The sequence below is a fragment of the Pseudomonas sp. GW823-FHT02C02 genome (assembly GCF_058797635.1).
This window is the reverse complement of sequence record NZ_JBXAJV010000024.1, coordinates 54,039-70,250: the sequence shown is the minus strand read 5'-3', so window position 1 is coordinate 70,250 and position 16,212 is coordinate 54,039. Positions and strand designations below refer to the sequence as shown.

The following is a 16,212-nucleotide window of genomic DNA, read 5'->3' as shown; positions in this document are numbered from 1 at the left end:
GGATGTTCACGCTCCCCCACCACTCGCCCCGGGACTTGCCGTTCACTGCCGATCACACCGCGCTGTTGCTGGTGGACATGCAGCGTGCCTGGCTCGAACCGCAGTTCGACCCGCACCTCAACGGACCGGATGGCGAGTACTTCCTGACCCGCACCCACATGCAGGTGGTGCCCAATCAACGCCGATTGCTCAGTGCCTTTCGCAGCGCGCAGCAAAATGTGCTGCACACGATCATCGAAAGCCTGACCGCCGATGGCCGCGACCGCTCGCTGGACCACAAGCTCTCGGACATGCACTTGCCCAAGGGCAGCCCCCCGGCGCGGATCATCGACGACCTGACGCCGACAGAAAACGAAATCGTCTTGCCCAAGACTTCTTCCGGGGTCTTCAACTCCACCAACATCGACTACGTGTTGCGCAACCTTGAAACGCGGCACCTGATCATCGCCGGCATCGTCACCGACCAGTGCGTGGACATGGCGGTGCGTGACGCCGCCGACCGTGGTTACCTGGTGACGCTAGTGGAGGATGCCTGCGCGACCTACACGCCGGAGCGTCATCAAGCCTGCCTGAACGCGATCAAGGGTTACTGCTGGATCACCGACACCCAGACCGTGCTCGGCCGGTTGCAGGAGATGCAAGCATGAGCGAACGCCTGTCGCCGCTGCCCATGACCACCCTCGTCACCACCGACCTGATCGGCGTGACCCGTGGCCGTTCGTTCCCGACGGACGAACTTGAACATTACCTGGCGACGGGCTGCGGCTGGGTGCCGGCCAACAGCGCCTTGACTCCGCAAGACATCATCGCCTCCACCAACCCGTGGGGCGCTTATGGCGATTTACGCCTGATTCCCGACCTGAGCAGCCGGGTGACAGTCAGTAACGGCCCGGATGCCGCGGCCCCGGCGCTGGACTTCATCCACAGCGACATTCACGAAACCGATGGCCGCCCGTGGGGCGCCTGCCCACGCACGTTGTTGCGCAATGAAGTGCAGCGGTATCGCGCCGAATTGGGCTTGCAGGTCAACGCCGCGTTCGAACATGAATTCAACCTGAGCAGCGGCGCGGCCGATCAACTGGCGTTCTCCCTTGAGGCCCAGCGTCAGGGCGCCGAGTTCGGTGGCTGGCTGCTCAGCGCCCTGCGCGCCGGTGGCGTCGAACCGGAAATGTTCCTGCCCGAATACGGCAAGCATCAATACGAAATCACCTGCCGCCCCGCCCTCGGCGTGGCCGCTGCGGACCGTGCGGTGAACGTGCGCGAGATCACCCGCGAGATCGCCCGGCAGATGGCCCTGGACGTGAGCTTCGCGCCGAAGACGTCCGAACATGCCGTGTGCAACGGCGTCCATCTGCATGTCAGCCTGTTGGATCTGGACGGCCAACCGCTGATGTACGACGCCGGCACGATCAATGGCCTGTCGACCCTCGGCCAGCACTGGGCCGCCGGCATCCTTCATTACTTGCCAGCGTTGTGCGCGTTTACCGCACCGACACCGGTGTCCTACGAGCGCTTGCAGCCGCATCACTGGAGCGCCTCCTACGCCTGCCTCGGCCAGCGCAACCGCGAAGCGGCGCTGCGGATCTGCCCGACCGTGAGCCTGGGCGGCAAATCGGTGGCGGCGCAATACAACCTGGAATTTCGCGCCATGGACGCCACGGCGTCGCCGCACCTGGCGATGGCCGCGCTGCTGATCGCCGGTCGCCTGGGCATCGAGCAACGCCTGGCCTTGAACGCGATCACCGATGAAATCCCCGATTCCCTGAACGAAGAACAACGCCAGGCCCACGGCATCGTCGCCCTGCCCGCCTCCCTTGCCGAGGCGCTCGAGTGCCTGCGCAATAGCGAGGCGCTGATCGAAGCCCTGCCGAGCGCGTTGATGGACACCTGGTTCGCCCTTAAAACCGAGGAACTGACGCTGACGGAACAGCTGTCCCCCGCCGAACGCTGTGAGCACTATGCACGCCTGTACTGAATCCGCCGAACTTGGCCTGTACACCGAGCCCGCGTACACCCTGAGCCGCGAAGACTCGGCGCACCCGTTGATTCTGGTGTGTGAACACGCCAGCCGTTTTATTCCACCCGGGTTGAATGACCTGGGCCTGAGTCACGACGCGGCCCGCGAGCATATCGCCTGGGACATTGGTGCGCTGGCGCTTGCTGAAGGTTTGTCCCAGGCACTGGGGGCGACGTTGCTGGCGGCCAATTACTCACGGCTCTTGATTGACCTCAACCGCCCGCGCCATGCCCCGGACAGCATCCCGCTGCAGAGCGAGATTTATCCGATACCGGGTAATCGGGATCTGGACGAAGTCACGCGCGAGTACCGCCGCGAATGCCTGTTCAAGCCGTTTCATGCCCGGCTGCAAACCTTGATCGACCAACGAATCGCCCAAGGGCAGCCGGTCCGGGTGGTCGGCATTCACAGTTTCACCCCGGTTTTCCACGGCCAACCGCGCGCGCTGGAAGTCGGCGTGCTGTTTGGCGAAGCCAGGGACTACGCCCAACGATTGATTGACGGGTTGAGCCAGCACCCCTTGAAGGTTGCCAGTAATGAGCCGTACAAAATCAACCCGCTGGGCGACATGACCGTGCCGGTCCACGGCGATGCACGGGGACTGGAATCGGTGTTGATCGAGGTGCGCAACGATCTGCTGCGCACCGCTGAAAACGTCAGTCGCTGGGCAGGTTATCTGGCTCCGCTGTTGTAAGAAATCGCGTCAAACCCGCAGCATGCAGCTGCTTTCATCCCAAGGAGTAGGGCTTCATGGAATTAGAAGAATTCGGCTACAAGCAAGAGTTGCAACGTAGCCTGTCGCTGACTGACCTGGTGGTGTACGGGATGATCTTCATGATCCCCATCGCCCCATTCGGTGTGTACGGTTACGTCAACGCCGAAGCACCCGGCATGGTGCCGCTGGCCTACATCATCGGCATGGTGGCGATGCTGTTCACCGCCCTGAGTTACGGCAGCATGGCGCGGGCCTTTCCGATTGCCGGCTCGGTGTATTCCTACGCGCAACGCGGCCTCAACCCGCACGTCGGGTTTATCGCCGGCTGGCTGATGCTGCTCGATTACCTGCTGATTCCACCGCTGCTCTACGTGTACGCGGCCATGGCGCTGAATCACCTTTACCCTGACATCCCCAAGGTCGGTTTCATTCTGGCGTTTCTGGTCAGCGCGACGTTCGTCAACCTGCGGGGGATTACATTCACTGCCCGCATGAACATTGTCTTTCTGCTGGCGCAACTGGTGGTGCTGGGGATCTTCCTGTTCTACGCCTGGAATGCGCTGCACAGCGGCGGCGGTAACGGTCAACTGACCCTGGCGCCGCTGTACAACCCGGACACCTTCAATTTCGCCCTGCTGATGCAAGCCGTGTCGATTGCGGTCCTGTCCTTCCTCGGTTTCGATGCGATCTCCACCCTCGCCGAAGAAATCAAGGGCGACCCTGGCCGCAGCGTCGGCAAGGCAGCGCTGATTACGCTGCTGGTGATGGGCGTGATCTTCGTCGTGCAAACCTGGATTGCCACAGACCTGGCGGCCGGCATGGGCTTCACCTCCGCCGACACCGCGTTCTATGAAATCGCCGAAATCGCTGCCGGCAGCTGGCTGGCAACCCTGACTGGCGTGGCCACCGCCCTGGCCTGGGGCGTGGCAGTTGCCATCACCTCGCAAGCGGCGGTATCGCGTCTGCTGTTCGGCATGGCCCGGGACGGCAAGCTACCGAAAGTGCTGGCCAAGGTTCACCCGAAACACAACACCCCCTACCTGAGCATTTACCTCGTAGCGGTGCTGTCGCTGGTGATCTGCTACCTGTTCATCAACTCGGTGGACACCCTCACTTCGCTGGTGAACTTCGGCGCGCTGAGCGGTTTCATGTTGCTGCACCTGACCGTGATCAATTACTACTGGCGTCGGCAGAAGTCCGGCCAGGTGATCCGTCACCTGGTCTGCCCGGTGGTTGGCTTCATCATCGTCGCGGCCATCATGTACAACATGGGGGTCGATGCACAAAAACTCGGACTGATCTGGATTGCCCTGGGCCTGGTGTATCTGTTTTTCCTCAACAAACTAGGCGCCAGCACAGCGTTGCCCGACCCGAGCAACGGCTGACAAGAAAAAGAGCGGCGTCTGACAAGAAATCAGGCGACCGCCGATTTAATGCGTGGAAACCGACAGTGATAGTCAGGTTCGGCACACAGCGCCGAACCCTTTGATACAGGAGTACATCCATGCTGGTCTTACGCCCAGTCGAGTTAGCCGACCTGCCCCAGTTACAGCAACTGGCGCGCGACAGCCTGGTCGGAGTCACGTCCTTGCCGGATGACACTGAACGCCTGCGCCTGAGGATTCTCGACTCCTGCGCCTCGTTCGACAAAGACGTGGAAGGTCATGGCCCGGAGAACTATTTCTTCGTGCTGGAGGATCTCGCGGCCCGGCGTCTGGTGGGGTGCTCGGAGATCCTTGCCACCGCCGGTTTCAACGAACCGTTCTACAGTTTGCGCAACCGTCACTTCACCAGCGCCTCCCGGGAGCTGAACATCGAGCACGGCGTACCGGCGTTGTCGTTGTGTCAGGACCTCAGCGGCCACACCTTGCTACGGGGCTTTCACATCGAAACAGCGCTGGTGCGCACAGCGTTTTCGGAGTTGCTGTCCCGGGCGCGCCTGTTGTTCATTGCCGCCCATTCGCAGCGTTTTGCGCAAGCGGTGATCACCGAGATCGTCGGCTTCAGCACCGAGGAGGCGCAATCACCGTTCTGGGATGCGCTCGGCAAGCATTTCTTCGACCTGCCCTACGCCGAAGCCGAGCGGCTCTGCGGTCTGGAGAGCCGGACCTTCCTCGCCGAACTGATGCCGCAATACCCGATCTACGTGCCGATGCTGCCCCAGGCTGCGCAGGATTGCATCGGCCGGATCCACCCCGATGGCCAGGAGGCCTTCGATATTCTTGAGCGTGAGGGATTTGAAACCAACAGCTACATCGACCTGTTTGACGGTGGGCCGACGCTGTACGCGCGCACCTCGAACATTCTCTCCATCGCCCAAAGCCAGACCGGCACGGCGCAACGGGCTTCACTGATCGATGCGTGCGGCCGTTACCTGGTGAGCAATGACGCGCTGAAGGACTATCGCGCGATCGTCGCCGAGTTGAATGTCCAGGCCGGGCAACCGGTGGAGTTGAGCGCCGAGATGTGTGCCGCCCTGAACGTCACCGATGGCAGCCCGATCCGGCTGATTGCCCTGTGAGCAGCACCCGGCCCCATGCCCAACGACAGCGCCCGAACTGGCGCGAAGAAGGAGCTGCATCATGATTGTCCGCCCGGTTCGCATCACCGACCTGCCCGCCTTGATGGATCTGGTGCAACAGGCCGGCCCCGGGTTTACCACCCTGCCGGCCAACGAAGAACGCCTGGTGCACCGGGTGCGCTGGGCCCAGCGGACCTTCGCCGAGCAGGTCGAGCGTGCCGATGCCGATTACCTGTTCGTGCTGGAAGATGACGATCAGCAAGTGGTCGGCATCAGTGCGCTGGCCGGTGCCGTTGGCCTGCGTGAACCCTGGTACAACTATCGGGTCGGGCTGACCGTCAGTTCGTCGCCGGACCTGGGTATTCAACGGCAGATTCCGACGCTGTTCCTGAATAATGAAATGACCGGGCAATCGGAAATCTGCTCGCTGTTCCTGCGCCCCGATCAACGCCACGGCAGCAACGGTCGATTGCTGTCCCTGGGGCGCTTGCTGTTCGTGGCCGAGTTCCCGCACCTGTTCGGCGACAAACTCATCGCCGAACTGCGCGGCAGCGCCGACGAACACGGCTGTTCACCGTTCTGGGACAGCCTGGGCCGGCACTTCTTCAAGATGGATTTCAGCCACGCCGATCACTTGTCGGGGCTGGGCAGCAAATCGTTCATCGCCGAACTGATGCCGCGCCAGCCGCTTTACACGTGCCTGCTCACCGAACAGGCCCAGGCCGTCATCGGCCAGGCCCACCCAAACACCGAACCGGCACTGAAGATCCTCAAGGCCGAAGGTTTTGTGCATCAGGGTTACATCGACATCTTCGACGCAGGCCCGGTGATCGAAGCCCCGGTCGCGAAAATCCGCACCGTGCGCGACAGCCAACCGCTGGTTTTGGCTATCGGCACGCCCGACGAGCAGGCCCCGGTGTGGCTGATCCACAATCGCCGCCTGGAAAACTGCCGCATCACCACCGCCCAGGCCAGGCTGGTGGGCAACAGCCTGGTCGTCGACCGACTCACGGCCAAACGCCTGCAACTGCAACCGGGTAACTCGGTGCGGGCCGTGCCGTTACCCAATCGGCAACAGCAGGCGGTGGCAGCGTGATCAGATCCTGAGTCCTCCCCCACCCTTGTGGTGAGTGGGTTCACCTGTGGCGAGGGAGCTTGCTCCCGTTGGGCTGCGAAGCGGCCCCAAAACTGCCACCCTAATCTATTTTTCCAGACACACCGCCCCCATCGTTTACGACTGCTGTGCAGCCGAACGGGAGCAAGCTCCCTCGCCACAGGTAAACCCGCTCGTCACAGAGGTCCGCGTCTATCTGAGCCCCCAGCAAAATTCGTCATCATCTTCCCCTCCTTCGCGTGATAGCCTTTTGTTCCTTCGGCGTTGACACCTTTGCTCAAGCCTTTCCATTCCTTTGTATTGGTGGAACTCATATGTCCAGGCTTTCTCATCAAGATTTGCGCCGTAACTTCCGCGAGCTGTTTGCTTCCAACACCTGCTATCACACGGCGTCGGTCTTCGACCCGATGTCGGCCCGCATTGCCGCTGACCTGGGGTTTGAAGTGGGCATCCTCGGCGGTTCTGTTGCCTCGTTGCAGGTGCTGGGCGCTCCCGACTTTGCCTTGATCACTCTCAGCGAGTTCGCCGAACAGGCCACGCGCATCGGTCGAGTGGCCCAATTGCCGGTCATCGCCGACGCCGACCACGGCTATGGCAACGCGCTCAACGTGATGCGCACCATCGTCGAACTGGAACGCGCCGGCATCGCCGCCCTGACCATCGAAGACACCCTGCTGCCGGCGCAATTCGGCCGCAAATCCACCGACCTGATCGGCGTGGCGGAAGGCGTCGGCAAGATTCGCGCGGCACTGGAGGCCCGGGTCGACTCGGAAATGGCGATCATCGCGCGTACCAACGCCGGGATCCTGCCGGTTCAGGAAGTCATCAGCCGCACCTGTCATTACCAGCAGGCCGGTGCGGACGGGATTTGCATGGTGGGCGTGCGGGACTTCGATCACCTCGAACAGATTGCCGAACACCTGAGCGTGCCACTGATGCTGGTCACCTACGGCAACCCGCTGCTGCGCGATGACAAACGCTTGGCCGAACTGGGCGTGCGGGTGACCATTGATGGTCATGGCGCGTACTTCGCGGCGATCAAGGCGACGTATGACAGCCTGCGCGAGCAACGGCAGATCTTTACCCAGGCGTCGGATTTGAGCGCTACCGAGCTGACTCATACGTATACGCAGCCTGAGGAATATATCCGTTGGGCGGAAGAGTTCATGAGTGTGAAGGAATAGCGCTGCTGCTTGTTGCGCTGTAGGACATCGATTTTACTAACACCAAAAATCCCTGTGGCGAGGGAGCTTGTCGGATCGCCGCACCGTCCCGCTGGGCTGCGAAGCGGCCCCACGAAAAGGGGAGGACTGCTGCACAGTCCCGCGGGAGCAAGCCCCCTCGCCACAGGGAACAATTTTCAGCGCTTCGCCAACTCCATGATCATCCGCGACAGCAGATAAATCCGCGGCGCTACGCTCTCTACCTCCGCGTATTCTTCAGGCGTATGAATATTGCCGCCGACAATCCCGAACCCATCCAGTGTCGGCGTACCCACCCCGGCCGAGAGGCTGGCGTCTGCCGCCCCGCCGCTGCCTTCTTCCGTCAACTTGCGCCCGATCTCGCCGTAAATTCCCTGAGCGATGGCCATCAGCCGATCCGATTCCGCCGTTTGCGGCATCGGTGGCAAACCGCGTTGTAGCGTGGTGGTGACTTCGGTATCAGGAATCAGCTTGTCCTTGGACACCCGCGCCAGGTCCTTCTCGATCCGGTCGAACTCTTCCGGTACCGCCGCCCGCACGTCGGCCTTGGCCGTGGCCTGGTCCGGAATCACGTTGGTGCGATCGCCCGACTTGATCACGGTGAAGTTGATGGTGGTTTTCTTCTCGGCGTCGCCCAGTTTGCCGAGTTGCAGAATCTGGTGCGCCGCCTCCATCGCCGCGTTACGCCCCAGCTCCGGCGCAACACCGGCATGTGCGGCTTTGCCTTTGACTTCCACCACCGCCGTCGCGCTGCCTTTGCGCCACACCACCAGGCCATCCGCCGGGCGGCCCGGTTCGAGGTTGAGGGTCACGTCGTGGGCCTTGGCGGTTTTCTTGATCAGGTCGGTGGCGATGTCCGAGCCGGTTTCTTCGCTGGCATCGAGCAGGAAGGTAATTTGAGCGTAGTCCTTGAAATCGAGGTTTTTCAGGACTTTCAGTGCGTAGATCCCGGCGACGATGCCGCCCTTGTCGTCCATCACGCCCGGCCCGTAGGCGCGGCCGTCCTTGATATGAAAAGGGCGCTCGGCGGCCGAGCCTTCCTTGAACACGGTGTCCATGTGCGCCATCAGCAGGATTTTCGCCTTGCCGGTGCCTTTGAGGGTCGCGATCACGTGGCTGCTTTTGTCCGGTGTGTTGGGTACCAGTTCGATGGTGGCGCCGAGTTTTTTCAACTCGTCGATGGCGATGTCGCGCACTTGCGTCAGGCCGGGTTCATAGCCGGAACCGGAGTCGATGTTTACCAGACGCTCCAACAGTTTCAGGGCTTCACCCCTGTACTGTTCGGCGTCGGCGAGGACTTGTTTGTGGGGTTCGGCGAAGGCTGCAGGGGCGAATGCGCCGAGGGCGAGGGTCAGGCCAAGGCTGGTGGCCAGCAGGGAACGAGGGAGATTGAGCGTCATGAATCGATCCTTGTTTCGTGTCGGGGGTCAAAAACACCCTACCTGACTGCGGCGCACGGCTCTAGACCGAATGCGACGCACACGAACCTGAGGCCGATCCCGCAGGGGGATGTGTGCAGGCCCTCAGACCGGGTCGAGCAGCTCGTGATGGGGTTTGCCGTCTATGCGGTAGATCACGCGGTTGCGGCCGGTGGTCTTGGCTTGGTAGAGCGCCTGGTCGGCATCATTGAGCCACAAGGTGGCGTCGGTGTGTGACGGGTCGAATGCCGCCAGGCCAATGCTCAAGCTGACTTTCAGCGCCGGGTTCTGCTCGTAGCCCAGGGTCGCGAAGCGATCACGCAAGGCGTCCATGGCAGCCGCTGCGCTGTCGAGGGGCAAATCCGGGAGGAGCACGCAGAATTCGTCGCCACCATAGCGCCCTGCCACATCGGTCGCCCGCAGGTTCTGCTTGAGCATTTTGCTCAGTTGCCGCAGCACGATGTCCCCGGCGACATGGCCATAGGTGTCATTGATGGTCTTGAAATGGTCGATGTCGATCAACGCAATCGCCCCACCCTGCTGCTGGCGTTGGCAACGCTGGAATTCAACTTCCAGCTGGTCTTTCCAGGCGCCATGGTTCAGCAGGCCAGTGAGGCTGTCGGTACGGCTCAGGGCCAGCAATTCGCGTTTTTGGCGGCCCAGGGTGGTGGCCTGTTGAAAACAGATCCAGCCCAGCGCCAGCGGATACAGGCTCAGCAAGGGCAGACAGGCGTAGAGCTGCAACGGGCTGGTTTGCGCAACGAAGGCCGGTGTGAACACCAACAGGCCGACACCCATCCCGAGAATCTGCACAACCGTGCCCACCAGCAGGAACCGCAAACCGCCGATCGCCACGTTGTTCATGGCCATCATGGACAGCGTCGCCGCGCTCGGCAGTGGATTGAACTGCATGGCAGCGACCCAGAATCCACCGAGAAAGGCGTCGACGAGAATGTTGCGATGTTCGGCGTGAAACGGCACCTTCGCCCGACGCGCCCATTGATAGGCAACATGCGGCCAGAGCACGCCATTGACCACCATCAGCACCCAGACCCATGGCGCCGGGTTGAGTGGATACATCGCCGCGCCTACGCACAACAGGCCCAAGGCCAGGCCCAGGGTTCGCGACGTATAGAGCCTTCTGGCCAGTGAAAGCCCTTTTCCTCCCGTTTTTCCCATAAGGGCCTCTGCGTCACACAACGGAACCCGACAAAACACGGGTGCGGGTGTGGTGGGAGTCTATCAGGGCAACGTTAAATAGCCATCACCGGCGGGCAGCCTGAATCCTGCGCAGTCTTTGTCGGCCATGTTTGGGCTATACATGAAGGAAGAGTTGGATAAACAACGATAAAGGAGACCCATGCAGACTTTTCAGGTGTTGATCATCGGCAGCGGTTTTGGCGGTCAGTGCGCGGCGATCAATCTGCTCAAGGCAGGCATCGACGATTTTCGCCTGCTGGAACGACGGGACTTTTTTGGCGGCACCTGGTGCCAGAACACCTACCCCGGCGCGGCCGTCGATGTGCCCTCGCCGCTCTATTCGCTGTCCTTCGCCCCTTACCGCTGGACGCAAATGTTCGCCGGTCAGGCTGAACTGCATCACTACACCCAGTACGTGGTGGAGCACTTCGGCCTGCGGGACAAGGTCGAACTGCAAGCCAATGTCGAGCGCATCGAATGGGACGCCGACGGCCAGCGCTGGGCGGTGCACACCGGCGCCAAAGGCACGTTTTACGCGCAGTTCCTGATCAACGCGACGGGGCCGCTGAGTCAACCGGTGGTGCCTCATTTCGAAGGCCAGGAACGCTTCCAGGGCAAGACGTTTCACACCAGCAACTGGGATCACACCTTCGATTACCGGCACAAACGTGTCGCCATCGTCGGCAGCGGCGCCAGTGCGGCCCAGGTCATTCCGACCATTGCCCCAGACGTCGAGCGCTTGCATGTGTTCCAGCGTACGCCGCACTGGGTGTTGCCCCGCGCCGACCGTACCTTCGGGCCTTTCCAGCGTTGGCTGCTGGGCCTCAAACCGGCGTACAAACTGCTGCGCTGGATGCTCTACTGGCAGTTCGAATCCCGGGTGATTGCCTTCAAATACTCGAAACCGGCGATCCGCATGGTCCAGCAACACGCCCTGCGCTTCCTCAAGCGCCAGGTGCCTGACCCCGAATTGCGCCGCAAACTGACACCGGACTTCACCATCGGCTGCAAGCGAGTGATCGTCTCTAGCACCCTCTACCCGGCACTCGGGCGCAGCAACGTGACGCTGCACAGCCGCGAACAAGGCATCGCGTCCATCGACGAAACCGGCATCGTTACCCTGGACGGTCAGCACATCGACCTGGACCTGATCGTCTGGTCCACCGGGTACGACGCCACCGACGGGGTGATTTCCTACCCGGTCACCGGTAAAAAAGGCACCCGGCTCAAAGACGTCTGGGCCCAGTACCCGCGGGCTTATCTGGGCACCAGCCTGCCGGACTTCCCCAACTTGTTTATCGTCACCGGGCCCAATACCGGCATCGGCCACACCTCGGCGCTGTTCATCATCGAGTCACAGATGAATTACATCCTCGATTGCATCCGCACGCTGAAAGAAAAGGGTTTGCGCAGCATCGAAGTACGCCCCGAGGCAGAACGTACCTACACTGAGATGATCCACCGTGAAATGGAGCGTACCGTCTGGAAGTCCGGGGGCTGCCACAGTTGGTATCAAAGCAAGAGCGGTCATGTGATCGCCATGTTCCCGGGGTTCAGTTTCAGCTATCACCGGTTGACCCGGGCACTGAAACCCGCCGATCACATTTTGTCTTGATCACGTAAAAGGAAGATGCCTGATGCTTGTGTTGGTTGTCCTTATCGCGGTTTTTGTGGCCTGGAGCTGGCTGAGTTACCCGGCCATCGGCTATTGGCTCTATGACCTGAATATGGCCCTGGAAGCCAAGCTGTATCGGCTGCACAAAATCGTCGTACCCATCACGGAAATGACCGTCTCGACCTGGCAAGGCGGGCCCTATGAAGCGTCCAGCAGTGTGCTGATGCTGCACGGCTACAGCGCCGACAAGAACATCTGGCTGCGCTTCGCCCGGCACTTTGTCGGCAACCATCGGGTGATCATCCCGGACATCGCCGGTCATGGCGAAACCGGCTTCAAGGCCGGTGGCGGCTATGACATCCCGCTGCAGGCCAAGCGGATGATTCAGCTGCTGGACGTTTGCGGAGTCGAAAAGGTCCATGTGATCGGCAATTCGATGGGCGGCTACATCGCCGCGTGGCTGGCGGCGACGTACCCGGACCGGATTGCCTCCGTCGCCCTGATCGACCCGGCTGGCGTCACCGCCCCCGAGGCCAGCGACCTGGAGCGACATCTTGCCAAGGGGCACAACCCGTTTCTGATCAACTCGCGGGAAGAATTCCAGCGCTTCTACGCCATGACCATGGCCGAGCCGCCGTGGGTGCCGGGCGTGGTGCTTGACGCCATCGCCCAGCGTTATGAACAGAGTCGTGATGAGCTGGAAGAAATCTTCAACGACTTCCGCGCCAGCCCGCCGATGGAGCCCAAACTCCCAGACATCAAGTGCCCGGCGCTGCTGCTGTGGGGGCGCAAGGACCGTCTGATCGATGTCAGCAGCGTGGCGGTCTGGAGTAAAGGCATTGCTGATTTGCGCGTGGACATCTGGGACCACATTGGCCATATGCCGATGGTCGAACAACCGGCCAATACGGCGCGGTTGTATCGGGAGTTCCTCGGATCGCTGCGTTCGGAGAGCCGTTCGCACCTGTAATCCCCAATCAATCCTGCAGGACCGCCGCCCGCTCGCTCCTACAGGGTTTGTGGGCAACCAATAGTGCGAAGCAGTCCTTGGCAGAATGAAGTCCGTAAGATTCTTCGTTTGTCGGCGTTGCAGAAGGCTGCGATCTTTTCCCCCATCCTTCACGTCACCGCGCCAGGAATTTTTTTCATGAGCCACCCAAGCTTCGTCAGCCCTGACCTGATCCGCCAACGCTTCTCCAAAGCGATGTCCGACATGTACCGCGAAGAAGTGCCCCTGTACGGCGCGCTGATGAAGCTCGTGGAGCAGACCAACCGTCACGTGCTCGACAGCGATCCGCAGGTGGCCCGCCAGCTGAACAGCACCGGCGAAATCGAGCGGCTGGACCTGGAGCGTCACGGCGCAATCCGCGTCGGCACCGCTGGCGAACTGGCCACCCTCGCCCGATTGTTCGCGGTCATGGGCATGCAACCCGTGGGCTATTACGACCTGACCCCGGCCGGCGTGCCGGTGCACTCCACCGCGTTCCGCGCCGTGCATGAAACCGCCCTGCAAGTCAGCCCGTTCCGGGTGTTCACCTCACTGCTGCGCCTGGAACTGATCGAAGACCTGGAGCTGCGAGCCTTCGCTCAATCGGTGCTGGATAAACGCCAGATCTTCACCCCGACAGCCCTTGCCCTGATCGACCGCGCCGTAACCGCAGGCGGTCTGAACGAACAAGAGGCGCAGGACTTCGTCGAACAGGCGCTTGAAACCTTCCGCTGGCACCACAGCGCCACGGTCACCGCCGAGCAGTACCAGAAACTCAGCGCACAGCATCGCCTGATTGCCGATGTGGTCGCGTTCAAAGGCCCGCACATCAATCACCTGACGCCGCGCACCTTGGACATCGACATCGTCCAGGCGCAAATGCCCGCCCACGGCATCACGCCCAAAGCCGTGATCGAAGGCCCGCCCCGCCGTCAGTGCCCGATCCTGCTGCGCCAGACCAGTTTCAAGGCGCTCGACGAGCCGATTGCCTTCACCGATCAAGCCGGGACACGCGGCAGCCACAGCGCACGCTTCGGTGAAATCGAACAGCGTGGCGCGGCGCTCACCCCGAAAGGCCGGGCACTTTACGACCGCCTGCTCAACGCAGCCCGTGATGAGTTGCAGGACTTCCCCAACGAGGCCAATGCCGCACGCTACAACGCGCTGATGACGCAGCACTTTGCAGAATTCCCTGACACGTATGAAGGCATGCGCCAACAGGAACTGGCGTACTTTCGTTATTTCGTCACGGAAAAAGGCCTGGAGGCGGATGAGCTGAAATCGTTGTCGCTAGACGATTTGCTCAGCGGCGGGTACTTGCGGGTCGAACCGTTGGTGTATGAAGATTTTCTGCCGGTCAGTGCGGCGGGGATTTTCCAGTCGAACCTGGGGGATGCGGCGCAGGTGAATTATGGCGTGCATTCGAACCAGCAGGCCTTTGAACAGGCGCTGGGGCGGCCGACCATCGATGAATTGGGCTTGTATGCCGAGACGCAGCGGCGTTCGATCGAACAATGTTTTGAGACTTCGAGATTGTCGCGTCTGATTTGACTCAACGAACTGCCAGCCGATTGCAATGTGTGGCGAGGGAGCTTGCTCCCGCTTGAGTGCGCAGCACTCACAAAATCTCCGTTATACGTAGAATTTTTGGGGCCGCTTCGCAGCCCAGCGCGAGCAAGCTCGCTCGCCACATAGAATCTTCAATCCGCTGAGATTCCGTGTTTAGCGGAGTTTTGCCAACAGCGCCTCAGCGGCAGCCTCGGACGACGCCGGGTTTTGCCCGGTGATCAGCAGGCCATCGGTGAGCACATAACTTGCCCAATCCGCGCCCTTGGAATACTCACCGCCCTTCTCTTTCAGCATGTCCTCCACCAGAAACGGCACGACCTTCGTCAGTTGCACCGCCTCTTCCTCAGTGTTGGTGAACCCCGTCACCCGCTTCCCTTTGACCAACGGCTGGCCATCCGCACCCTTGACGTGACGCAGTACACCCGGCGCATGACAAACGGCCGCGACCGGTTTATCCGCCTTGATGAACGCTTCGATCAGCGCGATCGAGTTCTTGTCTTCGGTCAGGTCCCACAACGGCCCATGACCGCCCGGATAGAAAACCGCATCGTAATCTTGAGCCCTCGCGGTGCTCAGAAGCGCGGTAGACGCCAATGCAGACTGGGCTGCGGAGTCTTTGCGAAAGCGATCAGTGGCAGCAGTTTGTGCATCTGGCTCGTCGCTTTTCGGGTCCAACGGCGGCTGGCCACCCTTGGGCGAAACCAGGGTCAGCTGTGCACCGGCATCCTTGAAGGCGAAGTACGGCGCGGCGAATTCTTCCAGCCAGAAGCCGGTTTTCTTACCCGTGTTGCCCAATTGATCGTGGGACGTTAAAACCATCAGGATTTTCATGTCGTTCTCACTCCACTTCCAGGTTGTTTGGACGCTCGACGGCGCTGTTTTTATGGACCGCTCAGCCCATCGATTCGTTGCACTGAGTTCCAGACACCTTCACGTGATGGCGCAAAGCCTTGCTGTGCAAGAAGTTGCGCACTGCTCGCACCAAACACGCTTGCAGGATCGCTGATCGCCCGGCCTGCCAGGCTCTCCAGCCAAGTGCGCAAGTTCTTGCGCAGTGCTGCGCAAGAACTTGCGCACATTCATGCGGCGCTCCTTGCAAAAACCTTCCAGGCACTTTAAAAAAATCCTCAATACCTTGATTTGTATAGCCTTAACCGTTTCTGGCACGGACCTTGATAACAGTCAGGTACCCACCGGGCGATACCGCCTCCCGGGCACTCTCACTATATTCAGCAAGGAGCACATCCATGGCTACTCCAGCGTACATGTCCGTCACTGGCGAAAAACAAGGTCTGATCACCGCCGGCGCATTCACCGCCGACTCGGTTGGCAACACTTATCAAGAAGGTCACGAAGACCAGGTCATGGTTCAGGCTTTCAGCCACGACGTGATCATCCCGCGTGACCCACAGTCCGGCCAGCCAACCGGTCAGCGCGTTCACAAGCCAGTCGTGATCACCAAGGTCTACGACAAGGCTTCGCCACTGCTGCAAGCTGCTCTGACCTCCGGCGAGCGCATGAGCGAAATCGTTATCCAGTGGTACCGCACTTCGGCTCAAGGTACCCAAGAGCACTACTACACCACCAAACTGGAAGACGCGATCATCGTCGCCATCAACAACAAAATGCACAACTGCCAGGATCCGTCGAACTCGCACTTCACCCACCTGGAAGAAGTGCAATTCACCTACCGCAAAATCACCTGGACCCACGAAGTATCCGGTACTTCGGGTTCCGATGACTGGCGTATGCCGGTCGCCTAAGTCAGGCTGACCGTCACAAGCATCGGCCAGCTCTGCTGGTCGATGTTGTTTCCGCCCTTCCAGAATTTCGCGTCCGTTGACCCGGTTTCC

At 60.9% G+C, this 16,212-nt stretch carries 14 protein-coding genes; 11 read left to right on the top strand and 3 right to left on the bottom strand.

What is annotated here, in order from left to right; translation table 11 throughout:
• The first annotated feature begins 2 nt into the window (after window positions 1-2).
• The 7 genes from AC1ROI_RS30805 (at window position 3) to AC1ROI_RS30775 (ending at window position 7,551) form a co-directional block, all read left to right on the top strand.
• Complete coding sequence (locus tag AC1ROI_RS30805; protein ID WP_102595350.1) at window positions 3-647, top strand: cysteine hydrolase family protein; 645 nt, start codon at window positions 3-5, stop codon at window positions 645-647.
• Entirely contained in the window at window positions 644-1,975 is a 1,332-nt protein-coding gene (locus tag AC1ROI_RS30800) for a glutamine synthetase family protein (protein WP_077749074.1), read from the top strand. The genes AC1ROI_RS30805 and AC1ROI_RS30800 overlap by 4 nt, the downstream gene beginning before the upstream one ends.
• Window positions 1,959-2,711: an N-formylglutamate amidohydrolase gene (locus AC1ROI_RS30795; protein WP_077749073.1), complete on the top strand. Its 753-nt coding sequence runs from the start codon at window positions 1,959-1,961 to the stop codon at window positions 2,709-2,711. The genes AC1ROI_RS30800 and AC1ROI_RS30795 overlap by 17 nt, the downstream gene beginning before the upstream one ends.
• Before the next feature lie 56 nt (window positions 2,712-2,767).
• A complete protein-coding gene (locus tag AC1ROI_RS30790; protein ID WP_077749072.1) occupies window positions 2,768-4,117 on the top strand; it encodes an APC family permease in 1,350 nt (449 codons plus the stop codon).
• A gap of 119 nt (window positions 4,118-4,236) precedes the next feature.
• Entirely contained in the window at window positions 4,237-5,253 is a 1,017-nt protein-coding gene (locus AC1ROI_RS30785; protein ID WP_083376402.1) for an arginine N-succinyltransferase, read from the top strand.
• Window positions 5,254-5,314: 61 nt separating this feature from the next.
• Window positions 5,315-6,349, top strand: coding sequence for an arginine N-succinyltransferase (astA, locus tag AC1ROI_RS30780; RefSeq protein WP_010455566.1), 1,035 nt, complete (start codon window positions 5,315-5,317; stop codon window positions 6,347-6,349).
• 332 nt (window positions 6,350-6,681) lie between these two features.
• Entirely contained in the window at window positions 6,682-7,551 is an 870-nt protein-coding gene (locus AC1ROI_RS30775; protein ID WP_010455567.1) for an isocitrate lyase/PEP mutase family protein, read from the top strand.
• A gap of 176 nt (window positions 7,552-7,727) precedes the next feature.
• On the opposite strand, the gene AC1ROI_RS30770 is transcribed toward AC1ROI_RS30775, so the two are convergent.
• Window positions 7,728-8,969: a M20/M25/M40 family metallo-hydrolase gene (locus tag AC1ROI_RS30770; protein WP_083376401.1), complete on the bottom strand. Its 1,242-nt coding sequence runs from the start codon at window positions 8,967-8,969 to the stop codon at window positions 7,728-7,730.
• A 123-nt stretch (window positions 8,970-9,092) separates the two neighbouring features.
• On the bottom strand, window positions 9,093-10,166 hold the full coding sequence (locus AC1ROI_RS30765; RefSeq protein ID WP_102595351.1) for a diguanylate cyclase: 1,074 nt from the start codon (window positions 10,164-10,166) through the stop codon (window positions 9,093-9,095).
• 181 nt (window positions 10,167-10,347) lie between these two features.
• On the opposite strand from AC1ROI_RS30765, the gene AC1ROI_RS30760 reads away from it, so the two are divergent.
• The 3 genes from AC1ROI_RS30760 to hglS all read left to right on the top strand — a co-directional run bounded on the left by AC1ROI_RS30760 (window position 10,348) and on the right by hglS (window position 14,341).
• Window positions 10,348-11,802, top strand: coding sequence for a flavin-containing monooxygenase (locus AC1ROI_RS30760; RefSeq protein WP_102595352.1), 1,455 nt, complete (start codon window positions 10,348-10,350; stop codon window positions 11,800-11,802).
• Between the two features lie 22 nt (window positions 11,803-11,824).
• Window positions 11,825-12,772 carry an alpha/beta fold hydrolase gene (locus AC1ROI_RS30755; RefSeq protein ID WP_102595353.1) on the top strand — a complete coding sequence of 316 codons (948 nt, stop codon included), beginning with the start codon at window positions 11,825-11,827 and terminating at the stop codon, window positions 12,770-12,772.
• Window positions 12,773-12,949: 177 nt separating this feature from the next.
• On the top strand, window positions 12,950-14,341 hold the full coding sequence (hglS, locus tag AC1ROI_RS30750) for a 2-oxoadipate dioxygenase/decarboxylase HglS (protein WP_102595354.1): 1,392 nt from the start codon (window positions 12,950-12,952) through the stop codon (window positions 14,339-14,341).
• Between the two features lie 171 nt (window positions 14,342-14,512).
• Here the strand turns inward: hglS and AC1ROI_RS30745 are convergent, their stop codons facing one another.
• Window positions 14,513-15,190: a type 1 glutamine amidotransferase domain-containing protein gene (locus tag AC1ROI_RS30745; RefSeq protein ID WP_102595355.1), complete on the bottom strand. Its 678-nt coding sequence runs from the start codon at window positions 15,188-15,190 to the stop codon at window positions 14,513-14,515.
• A gap of 416 nt (window positions 15,191-15,606) precedes the next feature.
• On the opposite strand from AC1ROI_RS30745, the gene AC1ROI_RS30740 reads away from it, so the two are divergent.
• Window positions 15,607-16,122, top strand: a complete 516-nt coding sequence (locus tag AC1ROI_RS30740; RefSeq protein WP_010455578.1) for an Hcp family type VI secretion system effector — start codon at window positions 15,607-15,609, stop codon at window positions 16,120-16,122.
• The last annotated feature ends 90 nt before the right edge of the window (window positions 16,123-16,212 follow it).